The sequence below is a fragment of the Curtobacterium sp. 24E2 genome (assembly GCF_016925595.1).
Lineage (GTDB): Bacteria > Actinomycetota > Actinomycetes > Actinomycetales > Microbacteriaceae > Curtobacterium.
Window position 1 is genome coordinate 185,664 of the sequence record NZ_CP068987.1, and the last position, 20,666, is coordinate 206,329.

Genomic DNA, 20,666 nt, shown 5'->3' on the forward strand with positions numbered 1-20,666 from the left:
AGTCGACGTGTCCGGGACTCACCGGCAGGTCCCATCGCCGCTGGTAGCGTCCGGGCATGGTGTCGACGACCGACGAACCGGCCCGAGGACGTGTACGAGAACTGCTCGGGCTGCCGTCCCCTGACGAACTCCGTCCGGTCGCAGTCCGTCTGGAACCGCTCGGTCGCGACGGGTCGGTCCAGTGGGCACGCATCGAGCTGGACACCGCCGACGGCGACACCATCCCGTGCTTTGTCCTGACACCGGACCACGGCAGCGGAACAGACGTCATCGCCGTCCACCAGCACGCGGGCGACTTCACCTCCGGGAAGAGCGAGGCCGCCGGACGAGTCGGGGACCCGAGCCTCGCGTACGGCGTGATGCTCGCTCGCGGCGGGGCACGCGTGGTCATCCCCGATCTGATCGGCTTCGAGGAACGCCGACGGGACTGGACGGACGACCCGGCGGCCGACGAACGTCTCGACGCGCTCTTCCGTGTGGCGAACGGCAGCAGCTTGCAGGCGAAGCACTCGCACGACATCGCCACGGTGACGTCCTGGATGATCGAGACGAGCGCCGCAGACACCGAATTCGGCGTCATCGGGCACTCCCTCGGCGGCCAGGTGGCACTGTTCGCACTCGCCGTGGACGCCCGGTTCACGCGGGGCGTGGTGAGCTGCGGGCTCGGGACGCTGGCCTCGTTCGAGGCCGCTCGGATCCACCACAACCCAGCGTGGTTCGTCCCGGGGCTGACCGCCGCCGGCGACGTCCCCCTGGTCGCGTCTGCCGTCCGTCAACCGGTGCTCGTCACGGCGGGACGGGACGACGGACTGTTCCCCCTCGCCGGCGTGCAGCGCGTCCTCGACGCGTTCCGTCCAGGCGTCGCGAAGACCGAGTTGTTCGACGGCGGCCACGCGATGCCGCCGCGCATCGCGCAAGCGGCAGTCCGGCACCTCCTGTCCACGTGAACTGATGATCAGGCTCCGGCGTGCACCGCGACCTGGTCCACGAACGCCCGGACCCGAGCTCGGAACGCCGGGTCCGACGCCGGGCCCTTCACCGGCACGACGTGCAGCCGCCGGTCGCCACGACGGAGAGCTGGTCCGACGAACACCCCTCGGTGACGTCCGGGGCGGTGGCTGCCCAGAGTGTCGAACGAGCGCCGTCCGTGGCGGTCCGGGCCAGGCTGCGTGCGACCATGCCGCCGAGGCGCTGCGTCAGGGTCTCCGCCTGGTCGTTCATCCCCGTCGCCGCGATGCCGGGGTGCGCGATCACCGACCGGATGTCCGAACCGGCAGCACGGAGTCGTTCACCGAGGTCGACGCTCAGTGCAGCGGCCGCGGTCTTCGAGTCGGTGTACACACCGAACTGCGAGTAGTCGTCCGGACCGTCGACCCCGCCGGGACCGGGCACGCGGCGGGTGCGCTGCGACAGGTTCGAGCCGACGAGCACGATGCGGGGCGACGGCCCGCCGAGCAGCGGGAGCATCGCCTCGGCGAGCACGGCCGGCCCGACGACGTTCGTCGCCCAGGTGCGCTCGATGCCCTCGTCGGTACGCCCGAACGTGCCGATCGTCGCACCGGCGTTGTTGACGAGGGCGTCCACGACGATGCCGTCCTCGGCGAGCTGCCGGGCGAACGCCGTGACGGACGCGACGGACGCGGTGTCGACGAGCCGCGCCTCCAGGTCGAGGCCCACGGGGAGGACGCGAGCCGCCTTGTCGAGGTCACGCACGCCGGCGACGACGCGGGCGCCGGCCGACGCGAGGGTCGTGGCGACGACGAGGCCGAGCCCACCGGTCGCGCCGGTGACCACCACGGTCCTGCCGTGCTGGTCGGGCATCGCTGCCGGTTCCCACTCGAAGCTGTCCATCGTCGTCTCCTACTCGCTCACCGTGCCAAATCGGATGATTCATCCGGAACGCTAGCACAACCGGATAGAGTGTCCACATGGCGATCACGATGGCCCGACCCGAGGCGCTGCGCTCCGATGCCCAGCGCAACCGGACGGCGTTGCTCGACGTCGCACGCACCTTCGTCGACCGGGGCGAACCGGCCCTGCTCAACGCCGTCGCGCACGAGGCCGGAGTGGGGGTCGGGACCGCCTACCGGCACTTCCCGAGCCAGCAGCACCTGCTCGAAGCGCTCGCGATCGATGCGCTCGAGGACATGCTCGACCAGGTCCGCGACGCCGTCGTGCTGCCGGACGCAGCCGATGCGCTGCGCGGGGTCGTCACGGCCGCGTTCCGGAGCATGGTGGACGACGCAGCTCTCGGTGACCTGCTGACGAACGGCGGGTTCTCCTGTGCGGACACCGCAGCCCTCGCCGGCGACCTGGTCGTGTCCGTCGACGCGCTGCTCGCGCGGGGACGCACCGAGGGGATCGTCCGGACGGACGTCGACGCCGACGACCTCCGCCGACTGCTGTGCGGGCTGCGCGAGGCGGCCGTCGCCGGCGGCACCCGGGTCAGCGATCCGGAGCGCTACGTCGAGATCCTGCTCGCCGGGCTCCGTCCGGCCTGAGGACCGGCACTGCCACGAACCGGCGCGCACTGTCAGGATGGGCGCATGAGCGTCATGGTCTCCGTGTTCGATGCGCACCGCAGCCGTACGAGCGAGAAGTACACGGCGTACCCGCCGGACGTCCTGCCGATGTTCGTCGCCGAGATGGACTCGATGCTCGCGGAACCGGTGCGCGACGCCCTCGTCGCCGCGGTCACCAACGGTGACACCGGGTACGTCGGCCACGGTCGTGCGCTGCCCGAGGCGTTCGCGGACTTCGCCGAGAGCCGGTGGGCCTGGCGCGTCGACCCCGACCTCGTCCGCACCACCACCGACGTGTCGGTCGCCGCGGTCGAGATGCTCCGCCGGATCATCGAGCCCGGCGACCAGGTCGTCATCATGCCGCCCGTGTACCCACCGTTCTGGGAGTACGTGTCCGAAGCCGGCGGCACCGTGACCGAGGTCCCGTTGCTCGCACCCGACGGCCCTGCGGACCCGTTCGACACCACGGCAGGCTGGCGGATGGACCTGGACGGCCTCGCGCAGGCGTTCGCCGACGGGGCCCGCACCGTGCTGCTCTGCAACCCGCACAACCCCTCGGCCTGGTGCACGACCGTGCGTCGCTGGTCGCACTCGCGAAGCTCGCCGCCGAGTGGGACGCCGTGGTCGTCTCGGACGAGATCCACGCGCCGCTCGTGCACGCCGACGCGGTCTTCACGCCGTTCCTGGAGTCCTGCGCCGAGGCCGCCGCGATCGGGGTCTCGTTGACGAGCGCGAGCAAGGCCTGGAACCTCGCGGGCACGAAGTGCGCGCTGATCGTCGGCGCCTCGGAGCGGGCCCGTGCCTGGTTCGACGCCCTGCCGACCGAGGTCGTCGAGCGCACCGGGATCCTCGGGTACACCGCGAGCGTCGCCGCGTTCAGCGAAGGAGGGCCGTGGCTCGCGTCACTGCTCACCGAACTGGCCGCGAACCGCCGCACCCTGGCTGAGCGGATCGGTGACGTCCTGCCCGGCGCGGAGTACCGGCAGCCGCAGGCGTCCTACCTGGCGTGGCTGGACCTGCGCGCCCTGCCGTGGGGCGACGACCCCGCGGCACTGTTGGTCGACGAGGCGAAGGTGGCACTCGCCTCCGGCCCGGCGTTCGGACGCCAGGGTCAGGGGTTCGCGCGGCTGAACTTCGGGTGCTCGGCGGAGACCCTGGACGACGGGCTCAGCCGCCTGCACACCGCGTTCCGGCAGCGCGCAGACGGCTGATCGTCGGTCCTACTCGAACACCTGCCAGGCCGGCTTGTTCGCGTACGTGTAGCGGTAGTAGTCGGCGAGCTGCAGGCCGGCCGCGGCTTCCTCGTCGACGACGACCGTCGCGTGCTCGTGCAGTTGCAGCGCCGAACCGGGGACGAACGAGCTGAGCGGCCCCTCGACCGCTGCGGCGACCGCGTCGGCCTTGGCGGAGCCCTGCGCGACGAGGACGAGCTGCTGGGCGTCGAGGATGGTGCCGAGCCCCTGCGTCATGCAGTGCGTCGGGACCTGCTCGGGCGAGTCGAAGAACCGGGCGTTGGCGTCACGGGTCGACGGCGCCAGGGTCTTGATGCGGGTGCGCGAGGCGAACGAGGACGTCGGCTCGTTGAACCCGATGTGCCCGTTCGCGCCGATGCCGAGGATCTGCACGTCGATCCCGCCGGCGGCACGGATCGCGGCGTCGTACTCCTTCGCCGCGAACTCGAGGTCGTCGGCACGGCCGTCGGGCACCCGCACCCGCGAGGGGTCGAACCCGAGCGGCGCCACGACGTCGCGCGCGATGACGCTGGCGTACGACTCCGGGTGCTCGAGCGGGATGCCGACGTACTCGTCGAGGGCGAACCCGCGAGCCTCGGCGAACGAGATCTCGCCCGCACCGACCCGGCGCTGCAGGTCGGTGTAGATCCCCTGCGGGCTGGATCCGGTGGCGAGACCGATGACGGCGGACGGCTTCTTGGCGACGACGGACGCGATCTTGGCCGCGGCAACGCGACCGACCTCAGCCGGCGTGGGCAGGATGATGATCTCCACGCGCCCATGCTACTGGTCATGACCAGTCTCCGACAGGGTGGGATCGGTAGCGTGGGGACATGCCCACCCCCGACTTCGTCCTGTCCCTCCGCTCGAAGATCGGCACCGATCCCCTCTGGATGACCGGCGTGACGGCGGTGGTCACCCGGGGCGACGGGGACGATCGCGAACTCCTCGTGGTCCGGCGGGCGGACAACGGTGCACTCACGCCCGTCACCGGCATCATCGACCCGGGCGAGGAACCGGCCGTCGCCGCCGAACGCGAGGTCCTGGAAGAGGCCGACGTCGTCGCCATCGCGGAACGGCTGGCGTGGGTGCAGGTGCTGCCGGAGCTGACGTACGCGAACGGCGACCGGGCGCAGTACCTCGACCTGGTGTTCGCCTGCCGGTACGTCTCGGGCACGCCGAACCCCGCCGACGGCGAGAACACCGAGGCGTTCTGGGCCCGGCTCGACGCCCTGCCGGACATGCACCCGAACATGCGTGCGCGCGTCTCCGCCGCCCTGTCCGACGAGCGCGAGGCGCGCTTCCAGCGCTGACCCACCGGACGGGAGCACGTCCCGCTCAGCGGCGACGCGCCAGCGTCACGCGGGGCGCGCCGACCGAGCCTGCGAGGGAGGAGTGCCGGCCCGCCCCGCGCCTCCCGTCCGCCCGTCCGCCCGTCCGCCCGTCCGCCCGTGGTCGCGCCCACCCCGCGAAAGCGACAGTGTGCCGCCGACGTTCCGCGGGGGACTGTCGCTTTCGCCGGGGAACGTGCCCGGCCCGGCGAGGACCGTCGCTCTCGTCGAACGAGCAGTCGCGGTCACGCGAGCGGGGCGACCGCGACGGGGGCGCCGAGCAGGCGGACGGCGACGGACTCGCCGGCGGCGCGACGGTCGCCGACCTCGTGCTGCACGATCACGACGGTGTCGTCGTCGAGCCGGACGGTGGTGCGGCGGATCGAGCCGAGGAAGCTCGACGACACGACGGTGCCGGTGGTGCCCTCCGGGGCGAAGGCGACGTCCTCCGGTCGGACGTAGGCGAGCACCGGGCCGTCGGCGACCGAGGCGTCGAGCGCGGGCACGCGGAACCCGTACACGAACACGTCGCCGCCGCGCAGGTCACCCTGCAGCCGGTTGGACTGGCCGACGAAGTCCGCCGTGAACGCCGACGACGGGGACCGGTAGAGCTCTTCCGGCGTGCCGATCTGCTCGATGTCGCCGGCGTTCATCACGGCGATGCGGTCGGAGACGGCGAGCGCCTCTTCCTGGTCGTGGGTGACGAAAACGGTGGTGATGCCGAGGTCGCTCTGGATGCGGCGGATCTCCTCACGGAGCGAGACGCGCACCTTGGCGTCGAGGGCGGACAGCGGCTCGTCGAGCAGGAGGACGCAGGGCCGCGTGACCAGGGCGCGGGCGAGGGCGACGCGCTGCTGCTGACCACCCGACAGCTGGTGGGGAAGCGCTCGGCGAACTCGCCCAGGTGCACCATGTCGAGCGCCTCGACGACGCGGCTCCTGCGCTCGGCGGCGGGGACGCGGCGCATCTCGAGGCCGAACGCGACGTTCTGCCGCACCGTCATGTGCGGGAACAACGAGTACTGCTGGAACACCATCCCGATGTCGCGCTTGTTCACCGGGGTGGCGGCGACGTCCTGGCCGTCGATGCGGATGGCTCCGGCGTCGATGGCCTCGAGGCCGGCGAGTGCTCGGAGCGCCGTCGTCTTGCCGCAGCCGGACGGGCCGAGCAGGGACACGAACTCGCCCGGTTCGACTCGGAGCGACAGTCCGGCCAGGGCCCGGTGCGTGCCGTAGTGCTTCTCGACGGCCTCGAGCTCGACGACGGCGCCCGTGGAGGCGAGGGACGCCGGGGCTGCCGGTGCGGTGACGGTCATGCGGACTCCTTGACGCGGGTGGTGCGGACGGTGCGGACACGGCCGGCACGACGGCCGGTCCCGATGCGGCCGATGACGACGAGCAGGACGAAGCCGAACACGAGGGCCGCGACCGAGAAGATCGCGGCGACGTACGGGTCGGTCTGCTGCACGAGCACGAGGGCGGTCTGGAAGGTGGTGCGGGACAGGAACGCTGCGAGCGTGTACTCGCCGAGGACCACCGTGATGGTGAGGAAGCACGCGGCGGTGATGCCCCGGCGGAGGTTCGGCAGGAGCACCCTCCAGGTGACCGTCCACCACGAGGCGCCGAGCGACCGGGCAGCCTCGGACAGCACCGTCATGTCCGTCGCGGTGATGGCGGCGGCGATCGGGCGGAACGCGAACGGCAGCGTGACGATGCCGATCGCGAAGGCCAGCGTCCACGCGCCGGATCCGAAGACCTGCGCGACCACCTGGTACACGGGGATGAAGCCGACGACGAGCACCACGACGGGGACCGTGATCGGCACGATGCAGACGAACTCGAGCACGCGGCGGAGCCGCGGGTACCGCAGCGCCGTGATGATCTGGGCGGGCAGCAGGACGAACAGCACGATGCCCACGGAGATGGCGGCGATGAGCAGGGATGCCCCGAGGCCGTCGAACACCGGCTGGTAGGTGAACGCGTTGACCGGGTCGACGATGGCCGCCCAGTGCGCGAAGGTCAGACCGTCGTCGGTGCCCTGGCGGAAGGTGAACTGCACCAACGCGGCCAGCGGGACGGCGAAGACGATCCCGACGACCGTGAGCACGGCCGTGGCGGCGCCCCGAGACGGGGCCGTGCCGAAGCGGCCGACGCGAGCCGGGCCTCCCGTCCGAGCGGACGCGACCGCCGCCGGACGCGACGGGCCCACCGGCGTTGCCGCGCTCATCGCTGCCACCGGGCAGCCCGGCGCTGCAGCAGCGAGTACGCGCCCATCACGACCGCCATCACGACGACCATGCCGAACGCGAGCACCCCGGCGACGTTCTGCAGACCGATGATGGTCTCACTCGTGAGCTGCGTGCGGATCGTGAGCGGCACGATGCCGCCCTGCGAGATGAGTGCCGCGGCGGTGGCGAACGACGAGAAGCCGTTCGCGAAGAGCAGGAGCAACGAGCCCCAGAACGCCGGTGCGAGCACGGGCAGGGCGATCCGGCGCCAGTACGTGGCGCGGGAGGCACCGAGGGTGGCGGCGGCCTCGCCCCACTGCGTCTTCACGCCCTCGAGCGCGGGCATGAACGTGAGGACCATCAGCGGCACCTGGAAGTAGACGTAGGGGATCACGAGACCGGGCACCGTGTAGAGGAAGGCGCCGGTCGCGTTGCGGTCGACGTCGACGAGGGACACCAGCCACGTCGTGACGAGGCCCTGCACGCCGATCGTGGCGATGAACGCGAACGCGAGCATGACGCCGCCGAACTGGGCGAGGACGCTCGCGGCCGAGTCGATCATCGAACGGACGAGCCCGTCAGGCCGCAGTGCCGACAGCGCCCAGCAGACGAGCGCTCCGATGACGGCGCCGATCACGGCGGACACGGCGGACAGGCCGAACGAGCCGCCGAAGGCCCGCAGGACGGACGGATCGGCGAACGCTGCGAGGTTCGCGAGGGTGAACGCGCCGGCGTCGGTGAAGAACCCGCTGCCGACCGCGATCACCGCGGGGACGGCGAGGAAGAGCAGGACGTACGCGGCGAACGGGGTGAGGCCGAGCCACGCCAGGCCGACACGGCGCCGGACACGGGGTCCGGCGCCGCGGGTGGCATCGGCGGACGCTCGTGCGGACGTCGGGAGCACGGGGCTCGTCGCGCTCGTCGCCGGTGCGCTCGCCGCTGGCGCGGGCGCGCCCGCCGATGCGGTGGTCATGCTGGTCAGGACCCCATGGTCGAGGACCACTTCGCCGACAGCACCTTCGCTGCGTCGGCGACCTGGGCATCGGTCAGCTCGACGTAGTCCTTCGGCGCACCGCCGGCGGCGTCGAGGGCGTCTTGGTCGACCTTGCCGGACTTCTCCATCGCGGAGAGCGTCGCGGGGAACGCACCGGCCTGCAGGTAGAGGTTCTGCGCCTCGGGGCTAGCGATGTACTCCTGCCACAGTCGAGCGGCGGCGGGGTGCGGGGCGTCCTTGTTGATCGCCTGCGAGTAGTACGAGCCGAGCGCCTGGCCCTCGGGCACGACGGTCTTCCAGTCCTTGTTGCCACTCGCACCCGCTGCGGGGCCCCACGCGAGGTTGTTGTACGACCACTGGATGACCACGGGGGTCTCACCCGAGGCGACCGTGGCCTGCGTGGGCAGCACGTTCTGGAAGTTGCCGGCCTGCTTGAGCTTGCCGAAGTAGTCGACGCCCTTGGTGATGTCGTCGGCCGAGCCGCCGTTCTCGAGCGCTGCCAGGTACACGGCCGATGCGGCCTGGTTCGCCTGCGTCGGGTCGCCCGCGATGGAGACCTTGCCCTTGTACTCGGAGCCGAGCAGGTCCGTCAGGTCCTTCGGTGCGTCCGTGATCTTCGACGAGTCGTAGCCGATGGACATCAGGCCCGTGTAGTCGCGGGTCCAGGCGCCGTTCTTCTCCTTGAGCGTGTCCGGGATGTCGCTCCAGTTCGCGACCTTGTAGTCCGTCAGCAGGTCGAGGTTCTCCTGCAGCACGGCGTTGCCGAGGTCGAGCACGTCGGGAGCGGTGGACTGTCCCTTCTGCGACTTCACCGCGGCGACCTCGTCGGCGCTGGAGCCGTTCGGGTTCGCGGAGTTGACCTTGATGTCGTACTTCTTGGTGAAGCCGTCGATGATCTTGCCGTAGTTGGCCCACGACGGCGGCAGCGCGATGACGTTGAGCTGTCCCTCGGCCTTCGCGGCCTTCACCAGGGCGTCCATGCCGCCGGAGGCCTCGGCGCTCGTGGCGGTCTTCCAGTTCGTGTCGTCCTTCGTCGTGCTGGCCGAGCTCGTGGCCGAGCATCCGGCGAGGGTGACGATCGCTGCGGCGGCGAGGGCGATGCCGGCGATGGTGCGCTTGTGCTGCACGGGAGGTGCCTTTCGGGTGGGTGCTGCGGGTGCTTCGGGTCGGGCCGCGGTTCTCGGCCCGGGACGATCGTGGAGGCGGCCGGTTTCCGGCCCGTGCTGCGCCGGTGAACGGCTGCGGAACAGCGGGTGTGCCGGTACGATCTCGCCTGGCGGCACGCTCGGTGCGTGCTCCGGTTCACGCCTGGAGGCACGGATGCAGTTCACGACGACGGTCCTGCTGGCGAGGAAGACGGCAACAGGGCTCCCGGTCCCGTCGTCCGTGATCGATGCGCTCGGCTCGGGGAAGCGCCCACCCGTGGTCGTCACGATCAACGGCGGCTACACCTACCGGTCCACCGTCGGGGTCATGGACGAGCAGTTCCTGGTGCCGCTCTCCGCAGCACACCGCGAGTCCGCCGGGATCGCTGCCGGGGACACCGTCGAGGTCACGCTCGTCGTCGACACGCAGCCCCGGGTCATCGACCTGCCCGACGACCTGGCGGCTGCGCTGCAGGAGGCCGGGGTCCGTGCGGCCTTCGACACGCTGTCGAACTCGCGGCAGCGAGCGCTCGCCGACCCGGTGTCGCAGGCGAAGGCGCCGGAGACCCGAGCGCGGCGCATCGCGAAGGCCGTGGAGGCGCTGCAGGGCTGAGCGGGGCGGGGTGGGCGGGGGCGCGGGGCGGGCGGGCGGCGTACCTGGTCGATTCGGGCGTACCTGGTCAGAAGTTTCGGGCAGGTATGCCCGAGAGCATCAGGTATCGCGCGCGCCCTGGGAAAGAACGGGTGAGCTCAGGCGCCGAGTTCGACGAGCACCCGCGGGATCTCGGCTACGAGCCTCGCTCGCCAGGTAACCGAGCGGGCCGACCTGCACCGCGAGCCGATCACCCGCGGCCGCGTGCACGTACGACGCCCACGCCACTGCCTGCGCGGGATCGGCACCCCGTGCCAGCAGCCCCGTGACCGCACCCGACAGGACGTCCCCACTGCCGCTGGTGCCGAGTCCTCCGGAGCCGGTGCCCTTGATCCAGCTCCGCCCCTTCGGAGTCGCGATGGCGTCCCCGAGGGCCACGACCGCACCGAACCGCTGCGCGATCGCCATCGCGTCGGCCACGTCGTCGTCGCTGACCTCCCGACCGAGGAGCCGTTCGGCTTCGCCGGAGTTGGGCGTCATCACCAGCCGACCCCGGAGCGGTTCCAGACGGTCCCGCACGTCGGCCGCCACCCCGAGGGCGAACGCATCGAGCACGACGGTGGCCTGTGGTCCGACGACGTCGGCGAGGCCGGCCACCAGGTCACGGGTGCCGTTCGGCTCGTCGAGCCCCGGGCCGACCAGCAGCGCGTCCGCACTCGCGGCGGCGGCGGCGATCCCCTCGATGGCACCGACGGCGACGTGACCGTCCGCGTCCTCGTCGAGCGGTTCGACGCCGGACTCGGGCACGGCGACCGCGACCTCGTTCGCGATGCTCCGTCCCACTGCGAGGGTGAGCCGCCCCGCTCCCACCCGGAGTGCAGCGAGTGCCGAGAGCATCGCGGCTCCGGGCGTCCGCGCTGCGCCGCCGACCACGAGCACCTGCCCGCGACCGTACTTGCCGGCGCCGGGCTCGGGGAGCGGCCAGTCCCGCAGGAAGTTCGGGGTGACGGTCTCAGCGGACATGCTCGTCGTCCTTCCGGCCGGTGTGTGCCGTGACCTCGTCGTCGTCGAGGTGCCCGACGGAGGAGAACTCCTCGAGCACCCACGGTGCACCGGCACGTTCGCGCCGGAGTCGTGTGAGCGAGGCGTTCGCGACCGCGTGCGTCCGAGCGAACTCCATGAGCGCCGGCTCGTCGAGGTCGAGGCACACCGCCACGACCAGCATCACGACGGCGTCGTGGGCCGCGACGACGAGCCGCTCGGTGCCCTCGATCCGGTCGACGTCGACCAGTGCTGATCGGAGGCGGAGCATCACATCGGCCCAGGACTCACCGCCCGCTGGCCGGTGGTAGTACTTGCCGAGCCACTGCCGGCGACGTTCCTCGTCGGGGTGCCGGTTCCGGACACCCTGCAGAGTGAGCAGGTCGAGGACACCGAGCTCGCGGTCACGGAGCCGCTCGTCCACCCGTCTCTCCGGCTCGGCCAGTCCGCCGGCCCCGAGCGCGATCTCGATGGTCTGCTGCGCACGCAGGTACGGGGAGACCCACAGCGCCACGGGGACGTCGTCGATGCCACGATCGGCGAGTTCCTGCCCGAGCGACCGCGACTGCGACTCGCCGAGCGGGCTGAGCGGGACGTCGGCGTCACGGTACTGGACGTCGATGACGTCGTCGCCCGCGGCCTCCGCTCGGGCGGCGGCGACGTTCGCGAGCGATTCACCGTGGCGGACGAGCCAGATCTCCTGCACTGCCATGCCGCCACGCTAACCACGACGCGCTGAGCCGGCTCACCGACGCCCACCGACTGCGGTGTGGCGGGCGCTCCGGACCGGGCGGATCGCGCAGGGCAACCCCGCGGCGCGGAACCGGAGCGCCAGCGCATCCAGGTCGAACAGGTCTCGCCACTCGAGCCGGATGATCGTCCGGACTCCCGGCACGGTGAGCAGCCGACCGTGCCGCCGCTTCTCGTCGAGGAACACCTCGGCCTGGCTGCGGCCCCCGAGGTAGCGCTCCTGCGTGTACTTCGCGCGTCCGTCGATCTCGACGACGACGCCTTCTGCGGGGAACCAGAAGTCGACGGCGGACCGGCGACCATCGACGACGAACTCCTGCTGCAGCACGGGCGTAGGCAACCCGAGCTCGCGGAAGACCACGCGCGCGAGTGACTCCGCCGGGGAACCCGAACGCCCGTCGGCCAGGTCGAGGACCTGCGCTGCCCTCGCCCGCCCGCGAGCACTCGGGTGCACCGCTCGCCACAGCTCGTCGCGCCCGGTCCCGTTGCGCAGCGCGGCGTCTGCCACGACGACCCCCGTGCGCAGGTCTCCGGTCATCGCGATGTCGATCACCGTCCGCGGGACCGCGGTCACTGCGAGGTCGCCGACCCGGACCCGTTCGGCACCGGACACCGGTCTCGTGTGCAGGACCAGCTCGGGGGTCCTGCCCCGGTACATCGAATCCGGCACGGTGGCGTGCACCGGGATGCTCCACCCGCCGAGCGCGGGCAGCCCGTGCACCGCGGCCGCTGAGTCGTGCGATGCCGTCGCCCGCGGGCCGAGCCGGCCGAGCCGTGCGTACACGCGGGTGACGTACCGCTGCCGTGGCCCGGCCGCGTCCCACGCTGCCCCGTCGACGAACGCGTTCGGGCCTGCCCGGACGAGTCGGCCCGGACCCTGGAGTCGGGTCCGGCGGCGCAGGGTGGTGGCGTCGAGTCCGGCCTCTCGCGTGGCCGAGGCTCGGAGGATGGGCAGCGGTTCGTTCATGGAGGAGACGTTGCCCGACCCGCCATGCGCCCAGCGGGCTGACGTCGAGGACTGTGGACGGGCCTCCAGGCCTGCCCGTCTGTGGAGGAAGGACGTTCCTTCCCAGAACGGCCGCGATGCCAAGTGGAATCGGGCGTACCTGCTCAGAACTTTCGACCAGGTACGCCCGAATCGACCTCCTACGCCCGAATCGACCAAGCGCTCACGCACACACGCAAGGCGGCGCCGGACGGAACGCACCCGTGTCCCGTCCGGCGCCGCGGTCTCTCCCCGAGGGGGACCGGCCCCGCTGCCTCAGGCCCGGCGTACCCGCAAGGTCACGATCTCGAAGGGCCGGAGCGTGAGCACGACCGGCTCCCCCGAGTCCCACGAATTCCCCAGCGGGCGTTCCAACAGGTCCACCGTCGCCACCGAAGCGACGTCGAACCCGAACGACACCCCGACGTCGGTCGCCCGACCACCGGAGGCCTCGTACAGTCGCACGACCACGTCACCGGAGCGGTCCTCGGCGAGCTTCCACGGCCTCGACGAACACCTGCGGCGACGACACCGAGACCAGCGGCGAAACAACGGTCGAACCGGCGACAGAGCGCACCGGCAGGTTCAACCGGTAGCCGGAGTCGGCGGCGTCGAGCACCGATGCCCCCACCCGCAGCACCGTCCGGAACACGTGGTGCCCCTGGTCGGCGTTCGGGTCCGGGAACGTCGGCCCGCGCAACAGCGACTCGCGCACGAGCGTCGTCGTCCCACCGTCTGGTCGCGTGGACCGCGTGATGTCGTGCCCGTAGGTGGAGTCGTTCGCCACCGCGACGCCGAACCCGGGCTCGGCGACGTGCACCCAGCGGTGCGCCGACGTCTCGAAGCGGGCGTGGTCCCACGAGGTGTTCTGGTGGGTCGGCCGGTCGATGTGGCCGAACTGGATCTCGCTCGAGGCGGACGAGGCGCGCACATCGAGCGGGAACGCCAGCTTGAGCAGCTTCTGGTGCTCGTGCCAGTCGACCTCGGTCTCGATGGTGAGTTCCGGCCCGCCCTCGACGGCCGAGTAGCGGGTCGTGAGCGTCGACGACCCGAAAGACCGTTCCACCACGAGCGAAGAGCCGTCGATCGCGACCGACGAGGCCGACAGCACCGTGCCGTTGCGCTGGTACGCGCGGTCGATGTCCCACGCCTCCCACTGGTTCGGGGTGTCGCGGAAGACCGTGTACTCGGCAGCGGCCGCACCCGGTGCGATCGCGTCGCGTCCGCTCGCGCGGTCGACGAGCGAGACGACGTGCCCGGCTCCGTCGATGGTCGCCGTGACGACGCCGGTGTCGAACACGAAGTGGTCGCCGGAGCGGACGGGAGGCACGGGTCGGGGTTCCGAGCCGAGCGAACCACCCAGGGCGGTTGCGTCCCCTGCCGCGACCGGCGAGGCGTTGAAGCGCACGACGTTCCCGGACGAGCCGCTACCGCCGACGGTGTCGCCGCCGGACGGCGCGTCGAGCAGCGCACTGCTGCCGCCGGCGGCCGTCGACGACGAGGCCCCGACCCCGGCGAGCGCCGCAGCGCCCCGTTCGCGAGCGCGGTCGTCGCGTTGCCGATCAGCCCCTCGAGCACCCGGGCGATCTGCGCGTAGTTCTCCTCGGCGTTCTCGTAGACCCAGGCGATCGAGGACCCCGGCAGGATGTCGTGGAACTGCTGCAGCAGGACGGTGTGCCAGGCGCGCTCGAGCTCTTCGTAGGGGTAGTCCAGCCCGAGGCGCACGGCCGCGGTCGACGCCCAGAGCTCGGCTTCGCGGAGCAGGTGCTCGGAGCGGCGGTTGCCCTGCTTCGTGCGGATCTGCGACGTGTAGGTGCCGCGGTGGAACTCGAGGTACATCTCGCCGGACCACACGCCGGGGGTCGGCAGGACCCGTTCGAGCTCCTCGAAGACCTGCGCCGGGGTGCCGAGCTGCACGCGCGGCGAGCCGTCCAGGTCGTGCTGGCGTCGGGCTGCGGCGACCATCTCGCGGGTGGGTCCACCGCCGCCGTCACCGAAGCCGTAGAGCAGCATCGAGGTGTTCGCGACCCCGCGCTCCTTGTTGTTCCGTTCGCCGCGGTGCAGGTCGGCGGCGGAGACGTCGGAGTTGTAGGTGTCGGCCGGCGGCAGGTGCGTCAGGACGCGCGAGCCGTCGATGCCCTCCCAGTGGAAGGAGGTGTGCGGGATGACGTTCGTCTCGTTCCACGACGGCTTCTGGGTGACGAACCACTTCGAGCCGGCGGCGCGGACGATCTGGGGCAGCGCGCCGGAGTAGCCGAACGAGTCGGGCAGCCAGGCCTCGGGGGTGTCGATGCCGAACTCCTCGAGGAAGAAGCGCTTGCCGGCGACGAACTGTCGGGCGAGCGCTTCACCACCGGGCAGGTTCGTGTCCGACTCGACCCACATGCCACCGACCGGGATCCACCGGCCCTCGGCGACGCGCTGCTTGATGCGGGCCCAGATCGACGGGTAGCCGTCGCGGATCCACGCGTACTGCTGCGCGGACGAGCAGGCGAAGGTGAAGTCCGGGTCGCGGTCCATCAGGTCGAGGACGTTCGAGAAGGTGCGGGCGCACTTGCGGATCGTCTCGCGCACCGGCCAGAGCCACGCGGAGTCGATGTGGGCGTGGCCGACGGCGATCGCCCGGTGTGCCGCGGCGCTCGCGGGGACGGCCAGCACGGGTGCCAGGACCTCGCGGGCATCGGCTGCGGTGGCCGCGACGTCGTCGGGGTCGAGGGCGTCCGCTGCCAGCTCGAGGGCGTGCAGGATGTCCGCGCCGCGGGTGCCGTCGGTGGGCAGCTCCGCCATCAGGCCGCGCAGGACCCAGAAGTCCTGCTGCAGTTCCCACACGGTGTCGTCGCGCTCGACGAGTTCGAGGGCGCGCACCCGGTAGATCGGCTTGTCACCCGCGGTGGAGCGCGACCCGAGGGGCGTCGCGCCCTGGAACGAGTCGCCGCCGATGTCCGGGTTCGCACCGGCCTCGACGTACAGCTCGAACGACTCCCCGGCACCGACCTCGACCGGCACGGTGTCGTTCCGCGGCTCGACGCCCTTGATCGTGGAGCCGTCGGGCCGGTACGCCAGTCCCTCGGCCTGGAACCCCGGGTGCCGCTTCGTGAACCCGAGGTCGACGAGCAGCTCCGCGGTGGTGCCCGGCGCCGTGCCGAAGTCGGCGGGGACGGTGCCGGTGATCCGGAACCAGGTGGTCCCCCACGGCCGGCCACCCCAGGCGCTGCCCACGGTGAACGGTGTGTACGCCTGCTGGACGGCGGAGTCGAACGGCACCGGCTCGCCCGGTACCTCCCACGCCTCGATCGTCACCGGCGCCGAGCGGCGGTGGACGGCGGGGTCGACACGGTCGCGGACGAGGCGGGCGATCCGGGCCTCGACGAGCGGTTCGTCCTGGTGCATGTGGTTCCTTTCGAGAGAGCCGGCCGGGGCCAGCAGATCAGCCCTTGATGCCGCCGGCGAGGGCGTTGCCGCCGCCGAGGCCTCGGGACACGATCACGTAGAGGGCGATGACGGGCACGGAGTAGACGATGGAGAACGCGGCGAGCTGTCCGTACGCGACCGCCCCGTTCTGCCCGAAGAAGTTGAAGATGCTCACCGCGGCGGGCACCTTGTCGGGCGAGAGCAGCAGGACGAACGGGACGAAGAAGTTCCCCCACGCCTGGATGAACACGAAGATGAACACGACGGCGATGCCCGGACGCATGAGCGGGACGACGATGCGCGTCAGGGTGGTCATCATCGACGCCCCGTCGGTCCACGCTGCTTCCTCGAGCGAGATCGGCACGGAGTCCATGAAGTTCTTCGCCATCCAGATCGCCATCGGCAGCGACGTGGCGGCGAGGAAGAAGATGCAGCCCCACACGTTGTCGATCAGGTTGAGCGACACGAACAGCGCGTAGACGGGCACCATCATCGCGGTGATCGGCAGGCCGGTCCCGAACAGGATGCTGTACAGGAACGGCTTGTTGACCCGCATCTTGTAGCGGGACAGCGGGTACGCGGCGAGCAGTGCGAAGACCACGGTGACGACCGCCGTACCGCCGGAGAGCAGCAGGCTGTTCGCGAGTGGGATGAACGACAGCTCGGGCGTGAGCACCTTCGTGAAGTTGTCGAGCGTGAACTGCGTCGGCAGCTTCACGGACAGCGACGCCTGCGTGTCGACCGAGGCGAGGACGAGCCAGAGCAGCGGGACCGCGAAGCACACCGCGATCACGAGGAGCACGATGTTCGCCACCCACCGCATGGTGCGGCCGCGGGGCGACGTCATGTGCAGCGAACCGGGAGCGGTCACCGAGCGGGTGGTGGTCGGGTCGAGGGACGGGGCAGTGATGGCCATCAGTCCACCTCCGGCTTGAGGGCTCGGATGTAGATGATCGAGAAGACCGCCCCCACCACGAGCAAGATGGTCGCGATCGCGGTCCCGAAGCCGAGCTGCGAGAACTTGAACGCCTCTTGGTAGGCGAGGATCGGCAGGGTCGACGAGTTCGTGCCCGGCCCACCCCCGGTCATCACGAAGATGAGGGTGAAGACCGACAGCGTCTGCAGCGTCGTCAGCATGAGGTTCGTCGAGATGCTCCGTCGGATCACCGGCAAGGTGATGTAGACGAGGCGCTGCCACCCGGTGGCACCGTCGACCTCGGCGGACTCGGTGATCTCCTCGGGGACCTCCTGCACGGCGGCGGAGTAGACGAGCATCGAGAAGGCCGTACCGCGCCAGATGTTCGCCAGGATCACGGCGAACATCGGGAACGTGTAGAGCCAGTTCGGTCCGCTGATGCCGATGGACCCCAGGAACTCGTTGAGCGTGCCCTCGTCGTTGAAGAACGCGTACGCGGCGAACGAGGCGACGATCTCCGGCAGGACCCAGGCGGCGACGACGAAGGTGCCGACGATCGCGCGGACCGCCTTGTTGGCCGAGCGCATCAGGAGTGCGAGGCCGAGCCCCAGCACGTTCTGTCCCACGACCGCCGAGGCGAGGAGGAACACGACCGTCAGGATGACGGACTTCGGGAAGTCCGGGTCCTGGAACAGTTCGACGTAGTTCTGGAAGCCGACGAACTGCTGGTCTGCAGCGCCGGCGCCGGTGAGCGCGGAGTTCGTGAACGACCCGTAGAACGACGAGATGACGGGGCCGAGCAGGAAGATGACGAGCAGGACGAGGGCGGGCAGGAGCGGGACCGCTCGACCGACGTTCCGCAGTGGCCGCCGCTTGCGCGGCACGGGTGGATCGGTGCGCTTCGGCGCACCGGGCGCCGACAGCGTCGGCGCGAGGGGGTGCTGGACACGATGGGTGCCTTCCGGGTGCGGAGGGGTTCCGAAGGTGGGGAAGGACGGACCGGGAGGCGCGGTGCGGGGCCGCCCCGCGCCTCCCGTCCGTCAGTGGGTGACGTCCGTCAACCAGCCGAGACGGTGTTCTCCTTGCCGACCACCTGCGTGACGGCCTTGTCGTACACGGCAGCCGCCTGCTTCGGTGTCTGCTGTCCGGTCATGACCGACTCCATCGCGACCTGGATCGCGTTGGACACCTGCGAGTAGTCACTCGTCGCCGGGCGGAAGTTCGTGTTCTCCACCAGTCCGGAGAAGAACTTGAACGTCGGGTTGGCGTCGGTGTAGGCGGTGTCGTCCGCGACGTCCTTGCGGACCGCGATCTGGCTGTTCTCGGTGTCGTACTTCAGCGAGCCGTCCTTGTCGAGGAAGCTCGTGATGAAGTCGAACGCCGCCTGCGGGTTCTTCGACTTCGCGCCGACCGCCAGGGTCCAGCCGCCGGACATCGAGTTGTAGCCCGGGTCCTGACCGTTCTGCGTCGGCATCGGCGCCTGACCCATCACGTCGTTCCACTCGGCCCACGGAGCGGTGCCGGACTTCAGCCACGTGCCGGACTGCCACGAACCGTCGAGGTCGATCGCGAGCTTGCCCTTCGGCAGCCACGTCTGCGCGATGGTCGTGCCGACGTTCGTGTCGAGCGCCTGCTGCGGTGTCGGACCGAGGCCGCCCTGGTAGACGTCCTTCACGAACTGCAGCGAGTCCTCGAACTGCTTCGAGCCCGTGACCCACTTCTTGTCCTTGTAGAGCGTGTTCCCGGAGCCGTCCGCTCCGTACAGGAGCATCTCGAAGCCCTGCATGGTCGACGCCTCGCCCTGCGCCTTGCCCGAGTAGATGTTGAACGGGATCAGGTCGGGCTTCTTGTCCTTGATCGTCTTCGCCGCGGCGAGCACGTCGTCCCAGGTCTTCGGCTGCCACGGCACGGGCAGGCCGACGGACTCGAAGATGTCCTTGTTGTACCAGAGGGCGCGGGTGTCGGTGCCCATCGGGACGCCGTAGATCTTGCCGTCGTCACCCTGCCCGGCCTGCTTGGCGTTGTCGAAGAACTGGTCCCAGTCCTTCCACTTCGCCGTGTACTTGTCGAGGGGCAGGAGGTAGCCGGCCTCGGCGTCGGCCTTGACGAGGAAGGTGTCCTCGTACATGACGTCGGGAGCCGTCGCGGGCGCCTTGTTCATGAGCGCGAGCTTCGTGTAGTAGTCGTTGCCCTGGGCCTGGATCGGGACGAGCGTGACCTTCTTGCCCGGGTTGTCCTTCTCGTACTCCTTCTTGACGACCTTCATCTGGGCGTCGAGCTGCTGGAAGGCTCCGAACTTCTGGTACGCGATCTTGATCGTGTCGCTCGAGGCGGACCCCGAGGCTGAGCAGCCTGCCAGGCCGACCGCGGCGACGGCCACGGCTGCGAGTCCGGCGATGATGCGGGTGCGTTTCATCGGTGCTCCTTTGCACGGGTGACATCCGCGGGCTCCATCGCCCGCGCGCAGGATTAGTCCAGCGTATGGACTTATCCGTGTCAAGGAGTTTCTCGCGCCGCGCGCGTCGCGTGCGCGTGGTTGGGGGCGTACCGTGCCGAATCGGGCGTACCTGGTCAGAAGTTTCGACCAGGTACGCCCGATTCCGCTTCCCATCCCACGCGCTGCGGCTCACGCGATCGGGGTCGCGCCCCCGGTCACGGTGATCCCGCCGGCCGACGGGACGTCGACGAGCAGCAGGCTCGGACGACCGACGTGGCGCCCCTGCCGGATGACGATGTGGTCCCCCGGCTCGACGACGCCGACCTCGCGCAGGTACGCCCCGGTCGACGCCGCCGCCGAACCCGTCGCCGGGTCCTCGGTGATGCGGCCGGCGGGGAAGAGATTCCGTGCCTCATACTCGCGCTCCCCGGTCCGGTGCAGCACCGTGACCGTTCCCTGCCAGCCGGCCTCGCGCTTGAGGTCGGCGAGCGGGCCGGGTGCGAAGCGGAACTGGTGGAAGAGCTCCCGGTCGTGCAGCACGAGCACCGGGTGCCAGTTGCCGGCGAAGGACTCGAGCACCGGGAACCCCGGCGCGATGTCGTCGGCCGTGAGGCCGAGCAGTTCGAACAACCGTGCGAGGAGCGCCGGATCGATGTCCCGCGACGCCGGTTCGACGCTCGTCATCGCGACCTGGACCACCCCGTCCTGGCCGGTGGTGGCGTCGAGGGCGACCTCGCCGGCGGCCGTCGAGAACACCCGGCGGCCGAGACCCTGCCGTTCGGCGAGCGCCACTGCGAGCGCGACCGTCGCGTGCCCGCAGAACGGCACCTCGGCGGCGGGCGAGAAGTAGCGGACGTGCGGGCCCGTCGCCGTTGCGCCCACGACGAACGCGGTCTCGGGGTAGCCGACCTCGCGGGCGACGGCGAGCATCTCGTCGTCGGTCAGGCCCGCTGCGTCGAGGACCAGCCCGGCGGGGTTGCCGCCCCCGGGCTCGGCGGCGAAGGCGGTGTACCGGAGGACGTCGATGCTCATGGTGCGACGCTACTGCGGGGGCAGCGCGGTCCGCGCGGGCCGATCACCGAC

Annotated in this window: 18 protein-coding genes and 4 pseudogenes; 5 read left to right on the forward strand and 17 right to left on the reverse strand. The window is 70.9% G+C overall.

Annotated elements, in window-relative coordinates:
* Nucleotides 1-56: 56 nt before the first annotated feature.
* Nucleotides 57-947, forward strand: coding sequence for an alpha/beta hydrolase family protein (locus JN350_RS00925; protein ID WP_205463266.1), 891 nt, complete (start codon nt 57-59; stop codon nt 945-947).
* Between the two features lie 88 nt (nt 948-1,035).
* On the opposite strand, the gene JN350_RS00930 is transcribed toward JN350_RS00925, so the two are convergent.
* Nucleotides 1,036-1,851 (reverse strand): SDR family NAD(P)-dependent oxidoreductase, encoded by an 816-nt coding sequence (locus JN350_RS00930; RefSeq protein ID WP_205463267.1) that lies wholly within the window; start codon nt 1,849-1,851, stop codon nt 1,036-1,038.
* Between the two features lie 77 nt (nt 1,852-1,928).
* Here JN350_RS00930 and JN350_RS00935 point away from each other — a divergent pair, with 77 nt between their 5' ends.
* Nucleotides 1,929-2,501: a TetR/AcrR family transcriptional regulator gene (locus JN350_RS00935; protein WP_205463268.1), complete on the forward strand. Its 573-nt coding sequence runs from the start codon at nt 1,929-1,931 to the stop codon at nt 2,499-2,501.
* A gap of 153 nt (nt 2,502-2,654) precedes the next feature.
* Nucleotides 2,655-3,733: pseudogene (locus tag JN350_RS00940) on the forward strand (MalY/PatB family protein).
* 9 nt (nt 3,734-3,742) lie between these two features.
* Here JN350_RS00940 and nagB read toward each other — a convergent pair.
* Complete coding sequence (nagB, locus tag JN350_RS00945) at nt 3,743-4,528, reverse strand: glucosamine-6-phosphate deaminase (protein WP_111085323.1); 786 nt, start codon at nt 4,526-4,528, stop codon at nt 3,743-3,745.
* 59 nt (nt 4,529-4,587) lie between these two features.
* Here nagB and JN350_RS00950 point away from each other — a divergent pair, with 59 nt between their 5' ends.
* The gene (locus JN350_RS00950; RefSeq protein WP_205463269.1) at nt 4,588-5,067 is read left to right on the forward strand and encodes an NUDIX hydrolase; all 480 of its coding nucleotides are present in this window, start codon (nt 4,588-4,590) and stop codon (nt 5,065-5,067) included.
* A 263-nt stretch (nt 5,068-5,330) separates the two neighbouring features.
* On the opposite strand, the pseudogene JN350_RS00955 reads toward JN350_RS00950, so the two are convergent.
* From JN350_RS00955 to JN350_RS00970, 4 genes and pseudogenes are all read right to left on the reverse strand, one after another.
* Nucleotides 5,331-6,400, reverse strand: a pseudogene (locus JN350_RS00955) (ABC transporter ATP-binding protein).
* Nucleotides 6,397-7,311 carry an ABC transporter permease gene (locus JN350_RS00960; protein WP_205463270.1) on the reverse strand — a complete coding sequence of 305 codons (915 nt, stop codon included), beginning with the start codon at nt 7,309-7,311 and terminating at the stop codon, nt 6,397-6,399. Before JN350_RS00960 ends, JN350_RS00955 begins: the two are co-directional and overlap by 4 nt.
* The gene (locus tag JN350_RS00965; protein ID WP_240347461.1) at nt 7,308-8,285 is read right to left on the reverse strand and encodes an ABC transporter permease subunit; all 978 of its coding nucleotides are present in this window, start codon (nt 8,283-8,285) and stop codon (nt 7,308-7,310) included. Before JN350_RS00965 ends, JN350_RS00960 begins: the two co-directional genes overlap by 4 nt.
* Nucleotides 8,286-8,290: 5 nt before the next feature.
* The gene (locus tag JN350_RS00970) at nt 8,291-9,433 is read right to left on the reverse strand and encodes an ABC transporter substrate-binding protein (RefSeq protein WP_205463272.1); all 1,143 of its coding nucleotides are present in this window, start codon (nt 9,431-9,433) and stop codon (nt 8,291-8,293) included.
* Between the two features lie 193 nt (nt 9,434-9,626).
* Between JN350_RS00970 and JN350_RS00975 the strand changes: the two genes are divergently transcribed.
* Complete coding sequence (locus tag JN350_RS00975) at nt 9,627-10,064, forward strand: YdeI/OmpD-associated family protein (RefSeq protein WP_205463273.1); 438 nt, start codon at nt 9,627-9,629, stop codon at nt 10,062-10,064.
* Between the two features lie 99 nt (nt 10,065-10,163).
* Here the strand turns inward: JN350_RS00975 and JN350_RS00980 are convergent, their stop codons facing one another.
* From JN350_RS00980 to JN350_RS01025, 11 genes and pseudogenes are all read right to left on the reverse strand, one after another.
* On the reverse strand, nt 10,164-11,066 hold the full coding sequence (locus JN350_RS00980; protein WP_205463274.1) for an NAD(P)H-hydrate dehydratase: 903 nt from the start codon (nt 11,064-11,066) through the stop codon (nt 10,164-10,166).
* On the reverse strand, nt 11,056-11,796 hold the full coding sequence (locus tag JN350_RS00985) for a histidine phosphatase family protein (RefSeq protein ID WP_205463275.1): 741 nt from the start codon (nt 11,794-11,796) through the stop codon (nt 11,056-11,058). The genes JN350_RS00980 and JN350_RS00985 overlap by 11 nt, the downstream gene beginning before the upstream one ends.
* A gap of 33 nt (nt 11,797-11,829) precedes the next feature.
* A complete protein-coding gene (locus JN350_RS00990; RefSeq protein WP_205463276.1) occupies nt 11,830-12,801 on the reverse strand; it encodes a hypothetical protein in 972 nt (323 codons plus the stop codon).
* A gap of 294 nt (nt 12,802-13,095) precedes the next feature.
* Nucleotides 13,096-13,290, reverse strand: coding sequence for a glycosyl hydrolase-related protein (locus JN350_RS00995; protein ID WP_205463277.1), 195 nt, complete (start codon nt 13,288-13,290; stop codon nt 13,096-13,098).
* Nucleotide 13,291: 1 nt separating this feature from the next.
* Nucleotides 13,292-13,438, reverse strand: a complete 147-nt coding sequence (locus JN350_RS01000) for a hypothetical protein (RefSeq protein WP_205463278.1) — start codon at nt 13,436-13,438, stop codon at nt 13,292-13,294.
* A 114-nt stretch (nt 13,439-13,552) separates the two neighbouring features.
* Nucleotides 13,553-14,227, reverse strand: a pseudogene (locus tag JN350_RS20420) (glycoside hydrolase family 38 C-terminal domain-containing protein); the annotation flags it as partial.
* 143 nt (nt 14,228-14,370) lie between these two features.
* Nucleotides 14,371-16,209: pseudogene (locus JN350_RS01005) on the reverse strand (alpha-mannosidase); the annotation flags it as partial.
* Between the two features lie 37 nt (nt 16,210-16,246).
* On the reverse strand, nt 16,247-17,146 hold the full coding sequence (locus tag JN350_RS01010; RefSeq protein ID WP_374114446.1) for a carbohydrate ABC transporter permease: 900 nt from the start codon (nt 17,144-17,146) through the stop codon (nt 16,247-16,249).
* The gene (locus JN350_RS01015; protein ID WP_240347462.1) at nt 17,146-18,030 is read right to left on the reverse strand and encodes a carbohydrate ABC transporter permease; all 885 of its coding nucleotides are present in this window, start codon (nt 18,028-18,030) and stop codon (nt 17,146-17,148) included. The genes JN350_RS01010 and JN350_RS01015 overlap by 1 nt, the downstream gene beginning before the upstream one ends.
* Nucleotides 18,031-18,203: 173 nt before the next feature.
* Nucleotides 18,204-19,562: an extracellular solute-binding protein gene (locus JN350_RS01020; protein ID WP_205463280.1), complete on the reverse strand. Its 1,359-nt coding sequence runs from the start codon at nt 19,560-19,562 to the stop codon at nt 18,204-18,206.
* Between the two features lie 210 nt (nt 19,563-19,772).
* Nucleotides 19,773-20,615 (reverse strand): PhzF family phenazine biosynthesis protein, encoded by an 843-nt coding sequence (locus JN350_RS01025; protein ID WP_205463281.1) that lies wholly within the window; start codon nt 20,613-20,615, stop codon nt 19,773-19,775.
* Nucleotides 20,616-20,666: the final 51 nt, after the last annotated feature.